We start from the raw sequence: 18,062 nt of genomic DNA on the forward strand, positions 1-18,062 counted from the left end.
CGGGAATGTGAGCGACGCTAGATCTGTAGGAGCGAGGCTTGCCCGCGAATGCCGCGACTCGATCTTGGATCAACCCTCAACCGCCGGAATATGCCCAAACATTTCCTGAACAAACTCAACCCGCTCCTCAACCGTCTCAACACTACCGCGAGCCTTCAACGCTTCCAGCCGCGCTTCAACCGCATGGGTGCGCAACGTCAGCCCGCAATCATTGGCAATCTGAATGTTCAGCCCAGGCCGGGCATTGAGCTCAAGAATCAGCGGCCCTTGATCCTGGTCCAGCACCATGTCGACACCGATGTAACCCAGCCCGCACAGCTCATAGCAGCCCGCGGCGAGTTTCATGAAACCGTCCCAGTAGGGCAGTTGCACGCCATCCACCGCGTTGGTGGTGTCCGGGTGTTTGGTGATGATGTTGTTCAGCCAGGTGCCGCGCAAGGTCAGACCGGTGGCGAGGTCGACACCGACGCCGATGGCGCCCTGGTGCAGGTTGGCCTTGCCGCCGGACTGGCGCGTCGGCAGGCGCAGCATGGCCATCACCGGATAGCCCATCAGCACGATGATCCGAATGTCCGGCACGCCTTCATAGCTGATGCTCTTGAAGATCTGGTCCGGGGTCACGCGGTACTCGATCAGCGCCCGATCCCGGTGACCGCCCAGGGAGTAGAGGCCGGTGAGGATGCTGGAGATATGGTGCTCGATTTCCTCATGACTGATGATCTTGCCGGACACCGTGCGATAGCGGCCCTCAAAACGGTCGGCAATCACAATAATGCCGTCGCCGCCGGCGCCCTGGGCCGGTTTGATCACGAAGTCGTTGCGCCCACCGATGATCTCGTTGAGGTTGTCGATTTCTTTCTCGGTGGAGATCACGCCATACAGTTCCGGCACGTGAATGCCGGCGGCGATGGCGCGCTCCTTGGTGATGATCTTGTCATCGACGATCGGGTACAGGCTGCGCTTGTTGTACTTGAGCACGTAATCCGCGTTACGCCGATTGATCCCCATGATGCCCCGGGCTTCCAGGGCCTTCCAGGTCTTCCAGAAGCCGAACATCAGGCGTCAGCCTTCTTCAGGAAAGCCTTGAAGCGCACCAGTTCGGTCAGGCGGTAGCCGCGATAGCGACCCATCGCCAGCATGAAGCCCACCAGGATCAGCAGGATCGCCGGGAAGGTGAACACGAAGTAAACCAGCTCCGGAACGCTCATGATCAGGTGCGCCAGCGACGCGGCGAACAGCGTACCGATCGCCACTTTCATGGCGTGGCCGGAACCGCGTTCTTCCCAGGTAATCGACAGGCGTTCGATGGTCATGGTCAGAATCACCATCGGGAACAACGCCACCGACAACCCGCGTTCCAGGCCGAGTTTATGGCTGAGCAGGCTGATCGCCGCGATCAGCACCACCACGAAGGTCAGCACCACCGACAGCCTCGGCAGCATTTGCAGCTTCAAGTGTTCAAGGTAGGAACGCAGCGACAGGCCCAGCGCCGTGATGATGGTAAACAGCACGATACCGAAACCGAGCTGGGTTTCCCGGAACGCCAGGGCGATCAGCACGGGAGTAAAGGTGCCGAGGGTTTGAATGCCGATCAGGTTGCGCAGGATCAGGATCACCAGCACGCCGATCGGGATCATCACCATGATCATGAAGGTCTGCTGGGTTTGCAGCGGTAAACCGTACAGCGAGTATTCGAGGAAGTTGGCATCGGTGTTTTCGTCGGTCAGCTTGGCCAGGCGAATCGCATTCATCTCGCTGTTGTTCAGGCTGAAGGTCACGTTGGCTTTCTTGCCGCCATCGACAGTGATCAGGTTTTCGTCGCCGGTCCACCACAGCAGACGGTCGGTCGGCAGGCCTTGCTCACCGGTTTCCGGGTTGAAATACAACCAGTCAGTGCCATTGAAACTGCGCAGCCAGAGTTCCGGCGTTTGCGGCTGGTCGGCCACCAGGCGAATGGTGTGGACCTTTTCCACCGGCACGTGGGCGATGGACAGCACCAGCTCGACGATCTTGGCCTTGTGCCCGGCGGACGGATCGCCACCCAGCAGCAGCTTCACGTTGTCGTCGTTGAGATTGTTGACACGCTTGATGGCTTCGCCGATGAAGGTTTCGACGTCGGCCGAGTGCTGGCGAATGGGCGCAAGCAGGGCTTCGGCGGCGACTTTTTCCGCGCCTTCAACCGCAATGCTGTCGCGGAAGGTCGGGCCTTTGACCTTGGATTTTTCGCCGGTGTAGCGTTTGGTCAGCACCAAGCGGTAATAAAGCGTCTGATTGCCCTTGGCCCGACGCGCCGACCAGGTGACCTTGCGGTTGCCGTCGACGCGGTTCACGGCCACGCCGTAGTTATTGGAAATGAAACTCTCGTTGAGGCTGACGTAATCGCGGCTCAGCGGCGGCACGAACATCTGGATCTTGACCGGGTCCTTGGCGCTGGCGACGAACTCGACTTTGGCGTCGATGTTCCACAAGTCGTCGGTGGCGTCTTCGGTCACGGGGATGCCGAGCACGAAGATCTGATAGGCCGTGACTGAAATACCCAGCACCACCAGGATGGCAATCAGGAATTTCAGATGGAGGGTAAGAGAGCGCATTGGAATTACTCTGCGGTATGAGCGTCGGTGGCGCAGGCGGGTTTGCCAGCAGCGTATTTAAGACTGGGGTCGACCAGCGCATCGAAGCGTTTCAGTGCTTCGGAGCCGATCAGGAGCGGATATTGGAAAGCGCTGCGGTCGGTCAGGTTCACTTCGATACTGCGTAAAGCCGAGCCCATGCAGATATTCAGCTCGATGACCGGACGGGCGGTGTACTTCTTGCCTTCTTCCGGGTCGAAGTCGCCGGCCCGGCGCTTGATCTTGCTGACCCGGGCCAGTGGCCGTTCGATGGGATGCGAGTGCGCAGCGTCAATCGCCAGATAAAAGCGCACCCAGGACTCGCCATTGCGTTTGAAACGTTTGATGTCGCGGGCACTCAGGGAAGCGGTTTTCGCCCCGGTGTCGAGTTTGGCGGCGACTTCCAGGTCGATGCCCCCCAGGGAGGCGTACTCGTTAAGGCCGTACACGGTCTTTTCCCCCGCCGCGGCAACACCTGGCAGGCAAAGAAGATAAAGGAAGGTGGGGAAGGGCTTGAGTCTCATAAATCCTGGTGCGCAGCGGTCCGTACTTCTATTCAAGGCCCTGGCATCGCTGCGCAAGCTCCCTCGTATGCCTATCAACTATTTATGACAGGCAGTGCAGATGTCACAAACAAATGCGGCCGGCATTCTAGCACGGTGGTTTTATGGCGCCAGCGCCGGGAGGCGGCGATAAACAGAGGCGCTGCGTTGTTATGGTGCTGTCGGTTATTAGACGATTGTCGACAATACCTATTTATCCTTTGACTAAAAGGTCTGTATTCGCTAGTTTTTGCGGCATCAGCTTTCAAGGTGTCGACAATATGCTGGATCAACTCGATCCCCCGGTGATTGCCCAAGACGAATCGGAAACACTTTCCGAGAACGTCTTCCGACGCATACAGGCGGCCATCGTCAAGGGCGAGATCGCCCCGGGCAGCAAGATCTCCGAGCCGGAACTGGCGCGCACCTATGGCATCAGCCGCGGGCCGTTGCGCGAGGCGATCCACCGTCTGGAAGGCCAGCGCCTGCTGGTTCGCGTGCCGCACGTCGGGGCGCGGGTGGTTTCGTTGAGCCATGCCGAACTGCTGGAACTCTACGAAATTCGCGAATCCCTCGAAGGCATGGCCTGCCGTCTGGCGGCCGAGCGCATGACCCTCGAAGAAATCGACGAACTGCGCCGGGTCCTCGAAACCCATGAGCGTGATGCGGCGTTTCAGGCCGGTGTCGGCTACTACCAGCAGGAAGGCGATTTCGACTTCCACTACCGAATTATCCAGGGCAGCGGCAACCGCACCCTGACGCAGATGCTCTGCGGCGAGCTTTATCAACTGGTGCGCATGTACCGCATCCAGTTTTCCACCACGCCCAATCGCCCGCGTCAGGCCTTTGCCGAGCACCACCGAATTCTCGATGCCATTGCCGACCGTGACGGTGAACTGGCCGAGTTGTTGATGCGCCGTCACATCGGCGCCTCCAAACGCAATATTGCCCGTCACTACCAGGGCGGCGCTAACCCGACAGCCACTGAACGAGGTGAGTCATGAGTTTGAACAAGAGCACTCCAGGCCAGCGTTTCCGCGATGCGGTCGCCAGCGAGCATCCTTTGCAGGTGGTCGGCGCGATTAACGCCAACCACGCACTGCTGGCCAAGCGCGCTGGTTTCAAGGCTATTTATCTGTCGGGTGGCGGGGTGGCTGCCGGCTCCCTCGGCGTGCCGGACCTGGGCATCACCGGCCTGGACGACGTGCTGACCGACGTGCGCCGCATCACTGACGTCTGCGACCTGCCGCTGTTGGTGGACGTGGACACCGGCTTCGGTTCCTCGGCGTTCAACGTCGCGCGCACCGTCAAGTCGATGATCAAGTTCGGCGCGGCGGCAATTCACATCGAAGACCAGGTTGGCGCCAAGCGCTGCGGTCACCGTCCTAATAAAGAGATCGTGTCCCTGCAGGAAATGGTCGACCGCATCAAGGCAGCTGTCGATGCGCGCACCGATGACAGCTTCGTGATCATGGCCCGCACCGACGCCCTGGCGGTGGAAGGTCTGGAATCTGCACTGGATCGCGCCGCGGCGTGCATCGAGGCTGGCGCCGACATGATTTTCCCGGAAGCCATCACCGAACTGGACATGTACAAGCTGTTCGCCAGTCGCGTGAAAGCGCCGATCCTGGCCAACATCACCGAATTCGGCGCGACGCCGCTGTACACCACCGAGCAACTCGCTGCTGCCGACGTGTCGCTGGTGCTGTACCCATTGTCCGCGTTCCGCGCGATGAACAAGGCGGCGGAAAACGTCTACACCGCGATCCGCCGCGACGGCACGCAACAGAACGTCATCGACACCATGCAAACGCGCATGGAGCTTTACGATCGCATCGACTACCACATCTTCGAGCAGAAGCTCGATGCGTTGTTTGCTTCAAAGAAATAATGAGGTTCCTGTAGCAGCTGCCGAGCCCGCGAGGCTGCGTTCGAGGCCGAAGGACTCGCAAAACCGGCAGACCGCGCAAGCAGGTTTTACGACTGCTTCGCAGCCTGACGCAGCCTCGCAGGCTCGGCAGCTGCTACAAAAAGAAGATAACCGTGTAGAAATTGCCGATTCCCTAACAAATTCAAAAACTGGAGACAGCAATGGCCGAAGCAAAAGTACTCAGTGGCGCCGGGCTCCGTGGCCAGGTTGCCGGGCAAACCGCACTGTCCACCGTGGGCCAGTCGGGCGCAGGCCTGACCTATCGTGGCTACGACGTTCGCGAATTGGCGGCTGACGCACAATTCGAAGAAGTGGCTTACCTGCTGCTTTACGGTGAACTGCCGACCAAAACACAACTCGCTGCTTACGTGAGCAAACTGGGCAAGCTGCGTGACCTGCCGCAAGCGTTGAAGGAAGTGCTGGAACGCATTCCCGCCGACGCCCATCCGATGGACGTGATGCGCACGGGTTGCTCGTTCCTGGGCAACATCGAGCCGGAGAAAGACTTCTCCGAACAACACGACATTACCGACCGCCTGCTGGCCGCGTTCCCGGCGATCATGTGCTACTGGTATCGCTTCAGCCACGACGGCAAACGCATCAGCTGCGTGAGCGACGAGCAATCCATCGGCGGTCACTTCCTGCACCTGCTGCACGACAAGAAGCCGAGCGAGTTGCACGTCAAAGTGATGAACGTTTCGCTGATCCTCTACGCGGAACACGAGTTCAACGCATCGACGTTTACCGCACGGGTGTGCGCCTCGACCCTGTCGGACATGTATTCCTGCGTCACGGCAGCCATTGGCTCGCTGCGTGGCCCGCTGCACGGCGGCGCCAACGAAGCGGCGATGGAAATGATCGAGCGCTTCAGCTCGCCGGAAGAGGCGATCAAAGGCACCCTCGGCATGCTTGAGCGCAAGGACAAGATCATGGGCTTCGGTCACGCGATCTATAAGGACAATGATCCGCGCAACGAGGTGATCAAGGGCTGGTCGAAAAAACTCGCTGACGAAGTGGGCGACACGGTGCTGTTCCCGGTCTCCGAAGCCATCGACAAGACCATGTGGGAGCAGAAAAAGCTGTTCCCGAACGCCGACTTCTACCATGCGTCGACGTACCACTTCATGGGCATCCCGACCAAGTTGTTCACACCGATTTTCGTCTGCTCGCGTCTGACCGGCTGGGCGGCGCACGTGTTCGAACAACGTGCCAACAACCGCATCATCCGCCCGAGCGCCGAGTACGTCGGCGTCGAACAGCGCAAGTTCGTGCCAATCGAACAACGCTGAATGGTGGGGGCTGACGCTGGCAACTGAAGGAACCGAAAGCCCTTGTAGGAGCGAAGCTTGCTCGCGAAGACGGACTGACATTCAAGATTGATGTCGACTGATACACCGCTTTCGCGAGCAAGCTTCGCTCCTACAGGGGACGGTTTCAATTCAGGACTGTGCCAGGCCCCACCTTTTGTAACCACCGTGACCGAGTCCTGACGATGAACACTGAATTCCGCAAACCGTTGCCCGGCAGCCATCTGGATTACTTCGACGTCCGCGCGGCAGTCGAAGCCATCCAGCCCGGCGCCTACGACACTCTGCCGTACACCTCCCGTGTACTGGCGGAAAACCTGGTGCGTCGCTGCGACCCGGTCACGCTCACCGAATCCCTGAAGCAATTCATCGAGCGCAAACGCGACCTCGATTTCCCGTGGTTCCCGGCCCGCGTGGTGTGCCACGACATTCTCGGCCAGACCGCGCTGGTCGACCTCGCCGGCCTGCGTGACGCTATCGCACTGCAAGGTGGCGATCCGGCGCAAGTGAACCCGGTGGTGCCGACGCAATTGATCGTCGACCACTCCCTGGCCGTCGAGCGCGGTGGCTTTGATCCAGAGGCGTTCGAGAAGAACCGCGCCATCGAAGACCGTCGCAACGAAGACCGTTTCCACTTCATCAACTGGACCAAAAAGGCCTTCAAAAACGTCGACGTGATCCCGCCGGGCAACGGGATCATGCACCAGATCAACCTGGAGAAAATGTCTCCGGTGATCCAGGTGCGCGACGGCGTGGCGTTCCCCGACACCTGCGTCGGTACCGACAGTCATACTCCGCACGTCGATGCACTGGGTGTGATCGCCGTCGGTGTCGGCGGTCTGGAAGCGGAAAGCGTGATGCTTGGCCGCGCGTCGTGGATGCGTCTGCCGGAAAGTGTCGGCGTCGAGCTGACTGGCAAGCTGCAGCCGGGTATCACCGCCACCGACATGGTGCTGGCGCTGACCGAGTTCCTGCGTCAGCAAAAAGTGGTTGGTGCGTGGCTGGAGTTCTTCGGCGAAGGCGCCTCCGCGTTGACCCTCGGCGACCGCGCGACCATTTCCAACATGGCCCCGGAATACGGCGCTACGGCGGCGATGTTCTACATCGACCAGCAGACCATCGACTACCTGAAACTCACCGGCCGCGAAGACGAGCAGGTGCAGCTTGTGGAGCAATATGCCAAGACCACAGGTCTGTGGGCTGACAGCTTGAAGAATGCGCAATACGAGCGTGGGTTGACCTTCAACTTGTCGTCGGTGGTGCGCAACATGGCCGGCCCGAGCAACCCGCACGCGCGCGTTGCGACCTCGGACCTCGCCGCCCAAGGCATCTCCGGCCAGTGGACCGAAGTACCCGGCCAGATGCCGGACGGCGCGGTAATCATCGCCGCCATCACCAGTTGCACCAACACCAGCAACCCGCGCAACGTCATCGCCGCCGGCCTGCTGGCGCGCAATGCCAACAAGCTCGGGCTGACCCGCAAACCGTGGGTGAAATCTTCCCTGGCGCCGGGTTCGAAAACCGTGGCGCTGTACCTCGACGAGGCCGGCCTGACCAGCGAGCTGGAGCAACTCGGTTTCGGCATCGTCGCCTTCGCCTGCACCACGTGCAACGGCATGTCCGGCGCCCTGGACCCGGTGATCCAGCAAGAGATCATCGACCGCGACCTGTACGCCACGGCGGTATTGTCCGGCAACCGCAACTTTGACGGCCGGATTCACCCGTACGCCAAGAACGCGTTCCTCGCTTCGCCGCCGTTGGTAGTGGCTTATGCTATCGCCGGGACCATCCGTTTCGACATCGAAAAAGATGTGCTGGGCGTGGTTGATGGCAAGGAAATCCGCCTGAAAGACATCTGGCCGAGCGACGAAGAAATCGACGCAGTGGTCAAGGCTTCGGTCAAACCGGAGCAGTTCCGTCAGGTCTACATCCCGATGTTCGCCATCCACGAAGACACCGGCCCGAAAGTGACGCCGCTGTACGACTGGCGCGAGATGAGCACCTACATCCGCCGTCCGCCGTACTGGGAAGGCGCGCTGGCTGGCGCTCGTCCGCTCAAGGGCATGCGCCCGCTGGCAGTGCTGCCGGACAACATCACCACCGATCACCTGTCGCCATCGAACGCGATCATGCTCGACAGCGCCGCCGGCGAATACCTGGCGAAAATGGGCCTGCCGGAAGAGGACTTCAACTCTTACGCAACGCATAGGGGCGATCATTTGACCGCGCAGCGCGCAACCTTCGCCAACCCGAAACTGTTCAACGAAATGGTTCAGGAAAACGGCAAGGTCAAACAGGGTTCGCTGGCTCGCGTCGAGCCGGAAGGCCAGGTCATGCGCATGTGGGAAGCCATCGAAACCTACATGGAACGCAAGCAGCCGCTGATCATCATCGCCGGCGCCGACTACGGTCAGGGTTCGTCCCGCGACTGGGCAGCCAAAGGTGTGCGTCTGGCGGGTGTGGAAGCGATTGCGGCCGAAGGCTTCGAACGCATTCACCGCACCAACCTGGTGGGCATGGGTGTGTTGCCGCTGGAATTCAAACCGGGCACCGACCGCAAGATCTTGGGCATCGATGGCAGCGAAACCTACGACGTGATTGGGGAGCGCACCCCGCGTGCCGAGCTGACGCTGGTGATCAATCGCAAGAACGGCGAACGCGTCGAAGTGCCGGTGACTTGCCGCCTCGACACCGCCGAAGAAGTGTCGATCTACGAGGCGGGCGGCGTGCTGCAGCGCTTCGCACAAGACTTCCTGGAATCGGCCGTCGCCGTTTAAAACGCAGAGCCGCAGGGGATTTCGAATCCCCTGGCGGCCAATAGAGGAATGACATGGCTCACGTACCTCAAATCAAAATCCCCGCCACCTACATGCGTGGCGGCACCAGCAAAGGCGTGTTCTTCAGCTTGAAGGACCTGCCCGAAGCGGCACAGATTCCCGGCCCGGCTCGCGATGCCTTGTTGCTGCGGGTGATCGGCAGCCCCGACCCGTACGACAAGCAAATCGACGGCATGGGCGGTGCGACCTCCAGCACCAGCAAAACCGTGATCCTGTCGAAAAGTATCAAGGCCGATCACGACGTCGATTACCTGTTCGGTCAGGTCTCCATCGACAAGCCCTTCGTCGACTGGAGCGGTAACTGCGGCAACCTGTCGGCAGCGGTGGGTTCGTTCGCCATCAGCAACGGCCTGGTGGACGCCAGCCGCATCCCGCAGAACGGCATTGCGGTGGTTCGCGTGTGGCAGGTCAACATCGGCAAGACCATCATCGCCCACGTACCGATCACCAATAGTGAAGTACAGGAAACCGGCGATTTCGAACTCGATGGCGTGACCTTCCCGGCCGCGGAAGTGCAGGTCGAATTCATGGACCCGGCAGCGGAAGAAGAGGGCGGCGGTGGTTCGATGTTCCCTACCGGCAACCTGGTGGATGACCTGGAGGTGCCGGGTGTCGGGACCTTCAAGGCGACCATGATCAATGCCGGCATCCCGACGATTTTCGTCAACGCCGAAGACATTGGTTACACCGGTACCGAGCTGCAGGGCGCGATCAATAGCGATCCGAAAGCGTTGGCGATGTTCGAAACCATTCGGGCTTACGGCGCGTTGCGCATGGGCTTGATCAAGGATCTGGACGAAGCGGCCAAGCGTCAGCACACGCCCAAGGTTGCCTTTGTTGCCAAGCCAGCGGACTACGTTGCCTCCAGTGGCAAGGCGATTGCGGCGGATGATGTCGACCTGCTGGTGCGCGCGTTGTCCATGGGCAAGTTGCATCACGCGATGATGGGCACGGCGGCGGTGGCGATCGGTACGGCGGCGGCGATTTCCGGCACATTGGTGAATCTTGCGGCGGGCGGCATCGAACGCAATGCTGTGCGCTTTGGGCATCCGTCCGGCACCTTGCGCGTGGGTGCTGAAGCCAGCCAGGTGAGCGGCGAATGGACCGTGAACAAGGCCATCATGAGCCGCAGTGCGCGGGTGTTGATGGAAGGGTTTGTTCGTGTGCCGGGCGACTCTTTCTGACTGACACCTATCCCCTGTAGGAGCACGGCTTGCCGGCGAAGGCGTCCTCAAGATCGCCTTCGCCGGCAAGTCGGATCGCCGCACCGCTGGCTCCTACAGGACCGCATTTCAACAATAAGAATCTTGTAACCGACTGAGATTGCCCCTGAACCGAGGTCCCATCAACGAACCACTTCAAGAGTGAATCGAACATGAGCGCCAACGTCGACCTGAACAACCGCCCCGACTACGACACGGTCCTGCAAGACATCGCCGATTACGTCCTGACCTTCAAAATCGAATCCCAAGAAGCGTTGGACACTGCCCGCAACTGCCTGATGGACACCCTCGGCTGCGGTCTCCTGGCCCTGCGTTTCCCCGAATGCACCAAACATCTTGGCCCGATCGTCGAAGGCACCGTCGTTCCGTTCGGCGCTCGCGTCCCCGGCACCCCTTACCGTCTCGATCCCGTCAAAGCGGCGTGGGACATCGGTTGCATCGTCCGCTGGCTCGACTACAACGACACCTGGCTCGCGGCCGAGTGGGGGCATCCGTCCGATAATCTCGGTGGCATTCTTGCGGTGGCCGATCACCTGTCGCAAAAACGCCTGGCCAATGGCGAGGCGCCACTGACCGTTCGCGTGGTACTCGAAGCCATGATCATGGCCCACGAGATCCAGGGCGTGATCGCGCTGGAAAACTCCTTCAATCGCGTGGGCCTCGATCACGTCATCCTGGTGAAAGTCGCCTCGACCGCCGTCACCGCCAAGCTGATGGGCGCCAATCGCGAGCAATTGTTGTCAGCGTTATCCCATGCCTTCGCCGACGGTCAGGCGCTGCGCACTTACCGTCATGCGCCGAATGCCGGATCGCGTAAATCCTGGGCGGCAGGCGATGCGTCCAGTCGCGGCGTGCGGCTGGCGGACATTGCGATGCGTGGTGAGATGGGCATCCCCGGCGTGCTGACCGCCAAACAGTGGGGCTTCTACGACGTGCTGTTCAGCCACACCAACAACGATCTGGCGCTCAAGCCTGAAGACAAACGCGTGTTCAGCTTCTCCCGGCCGTACGGCAGTTACGTGATGGAAAACGTGCTGTTCAAGATCAGCTTTCCGGCCGAATTCCACGCACAAACCGCTTGCGAAGCCGCTGTCACCCTGCACCCGCAGGTCAGAAATCGCCTGCACGAAATCGACAAAATCGTCATCACCACCCACGAATCAGCGATCCGCATCATCTCCAAGGTCGGCCCGCTGGCCAACGCCGCGGACCGTGACCATTGCCTTCAGTACATGACTGCCGTGCCGCTGGCGTTCGGTAATCTGGTGGCCGAGCAGTACGAGGACGACTTCCACGCGGCGCATCCGATCATCGACGTGCTGCGCGAAAAAATGGTCATCGTCGAAGACCCGCGCTACACCCGCGAATACCTGGAGGCCGATAAGCGCTCGATTGCCAATGCGATACAGGTGTTCTTCAAGGACGGCTCCAGCACCGAAAACGTGTTGGTGGAGTACCCGATCGGCCATCGCCGTCGCCGCAGCGACGGCATTCCGTTACTGGAGGACAAGTTCAAGGCCAACCTGGCGACCCGCTTCAACGCCCAGCGCAGCGCTGAGATTTTTGCGTTGTGCAAGGACCAGGCGGCGCTTGAGGCGACACCGGTGAATCGGTTTGTGGATTTGTTTGTGATCTGAGCCTACGGCGCTGGCGTATGTCCGAGGGCGGGCGCCAGCCACTTCTCCACCGGCAACTTGGTAATGGCAAACCCTGTCAGCAGAACCGCAGAGTAAACCATCAGCTCCGGCGAAAGACTCTGCCTCTCATACCAGGCACCAATGATCACCGCGAACACCGGAAAAATGATGAACACAAACGACAGAATGATCGGGCTCAGTCGCTTGAGCAGCAGGAAGTAAACGATAAACCCGCCCACCGACGCCACCAGCCCCAGATAGAGCAGGGCGCTCCACGACCGCGCGGTGATGGCGTCGAACACCGGGGCTTCGACAGCCAATCCCGCGCTGAACAGCATCAATCCGGCGATGCCGATCGGCAGGGTGTTGTAGGTAATCACGCTGATCGCGCTGGCGTGTTTCTTGGTCACCACGTAACACAGTGCATGCATCACGGCGGCACAGAGAATCGCCAGCACCCCGAACAACTCGGCGTGGTCCAGATGCAGCCCCTGACTGCGGATAATCATGAACAGCGAGCCGAACCCGATGGCGATGCCGAGCAGTTGTGAGGGGTAGATTTTCTCCCGCAGAAACAGCGCGGAAAACATCAGGATGAACACCGGCATGCAGCTGAACAGCAGCGCCGTCAGACCCGACGAAACGTGCATCTCGCCGTAGTTGAGCAAGTAGTACGGCAGGCTGAAGTACGACAGCGTGACGAAGACAAAGAACCCGCGGCTTCCCCTCGGAAACAGCAGCGGTTCGCGGCGCAGCAGGGCAAAGCTGAGGAACAATGGAAAGGCGATCAGGAACCGCAGTCCGGCGGCAGTGAGTGGCGGCACACTTTCAACTGCAATCTTGATCCCGAGCCACGTCGTGCCCCAGCTCAAGCAAACGATCAGGAACAACACGCTGGTGACCAGGGCGGCCAGCCGGGGGGTTGCAGTACTTGAAGGTGCACTGACGGCAATGGACATGATCGAGTTCCTGTTGTTGTCGGAATTGACCTTCATCTGCAAAAGGTTTATCCATGATTGAACCTGTTTTAAGCACGCTATTCGGGACTGTAATGATTGTCAAAACAAGTATTGCCATGGTGTCAATCCTGCGCGACGGCCTCGCCAACGGTCTGGGTGTGAAATACAAACGCCTTGCTGAGGCTGTCGAAAAAGGCATTGCCGAGGGGCTGATCGAGCCCGGCTGCAAATTGCCGCCTCATCGACTGTTGGCCGACAGCCTCCAAGTGACCATCGGCACCATCAGCCGTGCTTACGGGGAACTCGAACGTGTTGGTTTGGTAGTCGCTCGCGTAGGAGATGGCACGTATGTGCGTCAGCGAGGGATGGAACGACCACGGGACAGTGGCTTTCGCAATGTCAGCGATGAACCGCAACCGTTTTTCGACATGAGCCGCAATCAACCGATTCCTGGGCAGGAAGCGCTGTTTTTGAGTCAGAGCCTGCAAGCGTTGTCCCTAGATCCTGAGGCGTTGCAACACATCAGCGGCTACACCGCCGATGTCGGTTTGCAACGCTATCGTGCGGCGGGCGCGAAATGGCTCAGCCATCAAGAATTTGTCCCGAGCGCCGAGCAGATTGTTTGCGTGAACGGCGGCCAGCACGGTCTGTTGTGTACCTTGATGGGGTTGCTCAAGGCGGGCGATACGTTGGTGACGGAGCACCTGACCTACCCGGGGCTGATCAGCGTCGCACGCCAACTCGGGATAAAACTCATCGGCGTCGGGATGGATGATGAAGGGCTGATGCCCGATGCCCTGGAGGAGGTTTGCCGCAACCATCGTGTCTCAGCACTGTATTGCACGCCGACGATCCAGAATCCTACGGCTGCAGTGATGTCCGTCGCACGACGCGAGGCGATTGCTGAGCTGTGTCGTCAGCACAATTTGCTGATCTTCGAAGACGAAGCCCATGCCGTGCTGGCGCAACAGCGCCCGTTACCGCTCAGTCATTTCGCCCCGGAGCGCTCGGTGCTGATCGGCAGTTTGAGCAAGGCCGTATCGGCAGGTTTGCGGGTCGGTTACCTGCATGCGCCGCAACCGTTGATCGGACGTTTGAGCGCAGCGGTGCGCGGGACGTGCTGGATGGCCAGCCCGCTGTCGCTGGAAGTGGCTAGTCTGTGGATAGAAAACGAGATTGCCAAGCAGTTGCTGGGCCAGCAGATTGTTGAGATCAGTCGACGCAAGGCGTTGGTCAGTGGGCTGCTGGAGGGTTTGGCGTACAAAACCCATCCCCATAGTCCGCACTTCTGGATTGAAGTGCCTGAGCCTTGGCGGGCGTCGCAGATTGCAGCGGAGCTCAAGGAGAATAGTTATCTGGTCGCCACCGCCGAGGCGTTTGCGATCGGGCATGGGGCGGTGCCGCAGTTTGTTCGGGCGAGTGTTTGTCATTCGGCGGGGGATGATCGGTTGTTGCTGCGAGGGTTTGAAGCGCTGGCGGGGGCACTCAGGGAGACCGAGTAATCGTTCTTCGCGGGCAAGCCTCGCTTCTACAGGATGTAGGTGCCCTTGTAGGAGCGAGGCTTGCCCGCGAAAGCGGTGTAACAGGCGCTAAAGAACTACTTGAATCGCCGCTCCACGCCTTTCTCCACCAGGATCTTCGCCGAAATCTCTTCCACCGAAAAATGCGTGGAATTGATGTGCGGAATGTTCTCGCGGCGGAACAGATTTTCCACCTCGCGCACTTCGAATTCGCACTGGGCGTAGCTCGAATAGCGGCTGTTGGGCTTGCGCTCGTTGCGGATCGCGGTGAGGCGGTCCGGGTCGATGGTCAGGCCGAACAGTTTGTGCTGGTGGGCACGCAGGGTGCCTGGCAGTTGCAGGCGCTCCATGTCGTCTTCGGTCAGCGGATAGTTGGCCGCACGGATGCCAAATTGCATGGCCATGTACAGGCACGTCGGCGTCTTACCACAACGCGACACGCCCACTAGGATCAGGTCCGCCTTGTCGTAATAATGCGTGCGCGCACCGTCGTCGTTGTCGAGGGCGAAGTTCACCGCCTCGATCCGCTCCATGTAATTGGAGTTGCTGCCAATCGAGTGGGATTTGCCGACGGTGTAGGAAGAATGCTCGGTCAGTTCCTGTTCAAGCGGCGCCAGAAAGGTCGAGAAAATGTCGATCATGAAACCATTGGACGTTGCGAGGATCTCACGGATGTCCTGATTGACAATGGTGTCGAAGATGATCGGCCGAAAGCCGTCGTTTTCGGCGGCTTTGTTGATTTGTTGTACCATGGCCCGCGCTTTATCCACGTTGTCGATGTAGGGCCGCGTGAATTTGCTGAAGGTAATGTTTTCGAACTGCGCCAGGAGGCTTTGGCCGAGGGTCTCGGCTGTGATGCCGGTGCCGTCGGAAATAAAGAAAGCAGATCGTTTCATTTGCACCTTGGGCCTTAAGCTAGTGACGAATCTTGGATATAGTAGGCGCGATTTGCCGGCCGCCAGTGGCCCGCATTCTCACTTATTTTCCAGGTCCAGGCCATACAGCTGGCAAACGCTCCCTGTAGCAGCCGGCTTCTGAGCTTTTCCAACACAGTTAGTGGAGAGATCACCTTGGTAGAGTACGTAGTTTCCCTCGATAAGCTCGGCGTCCATGATGTAGAGCACGTGGGGGGCAAGAACGCATCCCTCGGCGAGATGATCAGTAACCTTGCAGGTGCCGGTGTATCGGTGCCCGGTGGCTTCGCCACGACAGCTCAGGCTTATCGTGATTTTCTGGAACTGAGCGGCCTGAACGATCAGATCCATGCCGCCCTCGACGCCCTGGACGTCGATGATGTCAACGCCCTGGCCAAGACCGGCGCCCAGATCCGCCAATGGATCATGGAAGCCGAATTCCCCGAGAAGCTCAACGCCGAGATCCGTACTGCGTTCGCTACGCTGTCGGCCGGCAACCCTGACATGGCCGTGGCCGTGCGCTCTTCCGCTACCGCCGAAGACCTGCCGGACGCTTCCTTCGCCGGTCAGCAGGAAACCTTCCTGAACATCCGTGGTGTCGAAAACGTTATTCGCGCCGCCAAAGAGGTGTTCGCTTCCCTGTTTAACGACCGCGCCATTTCCTATCGCGTGCACCAGGGCTTCGACCACAAGCTGGTGGCCCTGTCGGCTGGCGTGCAGCGCATGGTCCGCTCCGAAACCGGCACCGCCGGCGTGATGTTCACCCTCGATACCGAGTCGGGCTTCCGTGACGTGGTGTTCATCACCGGCGCCTACGGCCTGGGTGAAACCGTCGTACAAGGCGCGGTGAACCCCGATGAGTTCTACGTCCACAAAGGCACGCTGGCAGCCGGTCGTCCGGCCATCCTGCGTCGCAACCTGGGCAGCAAAGCCATCAAGATGATCTACGGCGAAATCGCCACGGCCGGTAAATCGGTCAAGACCATCGACGTGGACAAGGCTGATCGCGCACGTTTCTGCCTGAGCGACGCCGAAGTCAGCGAACTGGCCAAGCAAGCGATGATCATCGAGAAGCACTACAAGTGCCCGATGGACATCGAATGGGCCAAAGACGGCGACGACGGCAAGCTCTACATTGTTCAGGCCCGTCCTGAAACCGTGAAGAGCCGTACCTCGGCCAACGTCATGGAACGCTACCTGTTGAAAGAAACCGGCACCGTGCTGGTTGAAGGTCGCGCCATTGGCCAGCGCATCGGCGCCGGCAAGGTGCGGATCATCAAGGACGTGTCCGAGATGGACAAAGTCCAGCCCGGCGACGTTCTGGTCTCCGACATGACCGACCCGGACTGGGAACCGGTCATGAAACGCGCCAGCGCCATCGTCACCAACCGTGGCGGTCGTACCTGCCACGCGGCGATCATCGCTCGCGAGCTGGGTATCCCGGCCGTGGTCGGTTGCGGCAACGCCACCCAGCTGTTGAAAGACGGTCAGGGCGTGACCGTTTCCTGCGCTGAAGGCGACACCGGTTACATCTTCGAAGGCGAACTGGGCTTCGACATCAAGAAAAACTCCGTGGACGCCATGCCTGATCTGCCGTTCAAGATCATGATGAACGTCGGCAACCCGGACCGCGCCTTCGACTTCGCGCAACTGCCGAACGCCGGTGTGGGCCTGGCCCGTCTGGAGTTCATCATCAACCGCATGATCGGTGTTCACCCCAAGGCGCTGCTGAACTACGCCGGGCTGCCGCAGGAAATCAAAGACAGCGTCGACAAGCGCATTGCCGGCTACGACGATCCGGTCGGTTTCTATGTTGAGAAGCTGGTTGAAGGCATCAGCACCCTGGCCGCTGCGTTCACGCCGAAAAAGGTCATCGTGCGTTTGTCGGACTTCAAGTCCAACGAATACGCGAACCTGATCGGTGGCAAGCTCTACGAGCCGGAAGAAGAAAACCCGATGCTGGGCTTCCGTGGTGCCTCGCGTTACATCAGCGAAGCGTTCCGTGACTGCTTCGAACTCGAATGCCGTGCCCTCAAGCGCGTGCGCAACGAGATGGGCCTGACCAACGTCGAAATCATGGTGCCATTCGTCCGTACCCTGGGCGAAGCCAGCCAGGTCATCGACCTGTTGGCGGAGAACGGTCTGAAGCGCGGCGAAAACGGCCTGCGCATTATCATGATGTGCGAACTGCCGTCCAACGCGATTCTGGCTGAAGAGTTCCTCGAGTTCTTCGACGGTTTCTCCATCGGCTCCAACGACCTGACTCAGCTGACACTGGGTCTGGACCGTGACTCCGGGATCATCGCTCACCTGTTCGACGAGCGTAATCCGGCGGTCAAGAAGCTGTTGGCCAACGCGATTCAGGCGTGTAACAAGGCTGGCAAGTACATCGGCATTTGCGGTCAGGGCCCTTCGGACCACCCTGATCTGGCCAAATGGCTGATGGAACAGGGCATCGAAAGCGTTTCGTTGAACCCCGATTCCGTACTGGAAACCTGGTTCTTCCTGGCTGAAGGTCAAGCTCCGGCCTGATGTGAATGAAGCCTCGGTCAAGTGGCCGAGGTTTTAAGAATCAAGTAGGGCG

The 18,062-nt window shown here is 59.8% G+C and carries 13 protein-coding genes; 8 read left to right on the forward strand and 5 right to left on the reverse strand.

Annotated features, from left to right (window positions below):
* Nucleotides 1–69: 69 nt before the first annotated feature.
* The 3 genes from QK293_RS16240 to QK293_RS16250 are packed head-to-tail and all read right to left on the reverse strand — an operon-like array spanning nt 70 to nt 3,133.
* Nucleotides 70–1,056: an alpha-L-glutamate ligase-like protein gene (locus QK293_RS16240; RefSeq protein ID WP_282378679.1), complete on the reverse strand. Its 987-nt coding sequence runs from the start codon at nt 1,054–1,056 to the stop codon at nt 70–72.
* The gene (locus tag QK293_RS16245; RefSeq protein WP_282378681.1) at nt 1,056–2,591 is read right to left on the reverse strand and encodes an inactive transglutaminase family protein; all 1,536 of its coding nucleotides are present in this window, start codon (nt 2,589–2,591) and stop codon (nt 1,056–1,058) included. Before QK293_RS16245 ends, QK293_RS16240 begins: the two co-directional genes overlap by 1 nt.
* A gap of 5 nt (nt 2,592–2,596) precedes the next feature.
* Entirely contained in the window at nt 2,597–3,133 is a 537-nt protein-coding gene (locus QK293_RS16250) for an ATP-dependent zinc protease (protein ID WP_282378683.1), read from the reverse strand.
* A gap of 302 nt (nt 3,134–3,435) precedes the next feature.
* Between QK293_RS16250 and QK293_RS16255 the strand changes: the two genes are divergently transcribed.
* The 6 genes from QK293_RS16255 (at nt 3,436) to prpD (ending at nt 12,085) form a co-directional block, all read left to right on the forward strand.
* A complete protein-coding gene (locus QK293_RS16255; RefSeq protein ID WP_282378749.1) occupies nt 3,436–4,155 on the forward strand; it encodes a GntR family transcriptional regulator in 720 nt (239 codons plus the stop codon).
* Nucleotides 4,152–5,042, forward strand: a complete 891-nt coding sequence (gene prpB, locus QK293_RS16260) for a methylisocitrate lyase (RefSeq protein WP_282378685.1) — start codon at nt 4,152–4,154, stop codon at nt 5,040–5,042. The genes QK293_RS16255 and prpB overlap by 4 nt, the downstream gene beginning before the upstream one ends.
* A 200-nt stretch (nt 5,043–5,242) precedes the next feature.
* The gene (gene prpC / locus QK293_RS16265) at nt 5,243–6,370 is read left to right on the forward strand and encodes a 2-methylcitrate synthase (RefSeq protein ID WP_282378687.1); all 1,128 of its coding nucleotides are present in this window, start codon (nt 5,243–5,245) and stop codon (nt 6,368–6,370) included.
* Between the two features lie 203 nt (nt 6,371–6,573).
* A complete protein-coding gene (gene acnD, locus QK293_RS16270; protein ID WP_282378690.1) occupies nt 6,574–9,165 on the forward strand; it encodes a Fe/S-dependent 2-methylisocitrate dehydratase AcnD in 2,592 nt (863 codons plus the stop codon).
* A 53-nt stretch (nt 9,166–9,218) separates the two neighbouring features.
* Nucleotides 9,219–10,409 (forward strand): 2-methylaconitate cis-trans isomerase PrpF, encoded by a 1,191-nt coding sequence (gene prpF, locus QK293_RS16275; protein WP_282378692.1) that lies wholly within the window; start codon nt 9,219–9,221, stop codon nt 10,407–10,409.
* Nucleotides 10,410–10,600: 191 nt separating this feature from the next.
* On the forward strand, nt 10,601–12,085 hold the full coding sequence (prpD, locus tag QK293_RS16280; protein ID WP_282378693.1) for a 2-methylcitrate dehydratase: 1,485 nt from the start codon (nt 10,601–10,603) through the stop codon (nt 12,083–12,085).
* A gap of 2 nt (nt 12,086–12,087) precedes the next feature.
* Here prpD and QK293_RS16285 read toward each other — a convergent pair whose 3' ends face one another.
* Nucleotides 12,088–12,999: an EamA family transporter gene (locus QK293_RS16285; RefSeq protein WP_282378751.1), complete on the reverse strand. Its 912-nt coding sequence runs from the start codon at nt 12,997–12,999 to the stop codon at nt 12,088–12,090.
* 137 nt (nt 13,000–13,136) lie between these two features.
* Here QK293_RS16285 and QK293_RS16290 point away from each other — a divergent pair, with 137 nt between their 5' ends.
* A complete protein-coding gene (locus QK293_RS16290; protein ID WP_282378695.1) occupies nt 13,137–14,546 on the forward strand; it encodes a PLP-dependent aminotransferase family protein in 1,410 nt (469 codons plus the stop codon).
* A 95-nt stretch (nt 14,547–14,641) separates the two neighbouring features.
* Here QK293_RS16290 and QK293_RS16295 read toward each other — a convergent pair whose 3' ends face one another.
* A complete protein-coding gene (locus QK293_RS16295; protein WP_131062994.1) occupies nt 14,642–15,460 on the reverse strand; it encodes a pyruvate, water dikinase regulatory protein in 819 nt (272 codons plus the stop codon).
* A 174-nt stretch (nt 15,461–15,634) separates the two neighbouring features.
* Between QK293_RS16295 and ppsA the strand changes: the two genes are divergently transcribed.
* Nucleotides 15,635–18,010 (forward strand): phosphoenolpyruvate synthase, encoded by a 2,376-nt coding sequence (ppsA, locus tag QK293_RS16300; protein WP_282378702.1) that lies wholly within the window; start codon nt 15,635–15,637, stop codon nt 18,008–18,010.
* The last annotated feature ends 52 nt before the right edge of the window (nt 18,011–18,062 follow it).

Origin of the sequence: Pseudomonas sp. AL03, assembly GCF_029960815.1 — a bacterium.
Lineage (GTDB): Bacteria > Pseudomonadota > Gammaproteobacteria > Pseudomonadales > Pseudomonadaceae > Aquipseudomonas.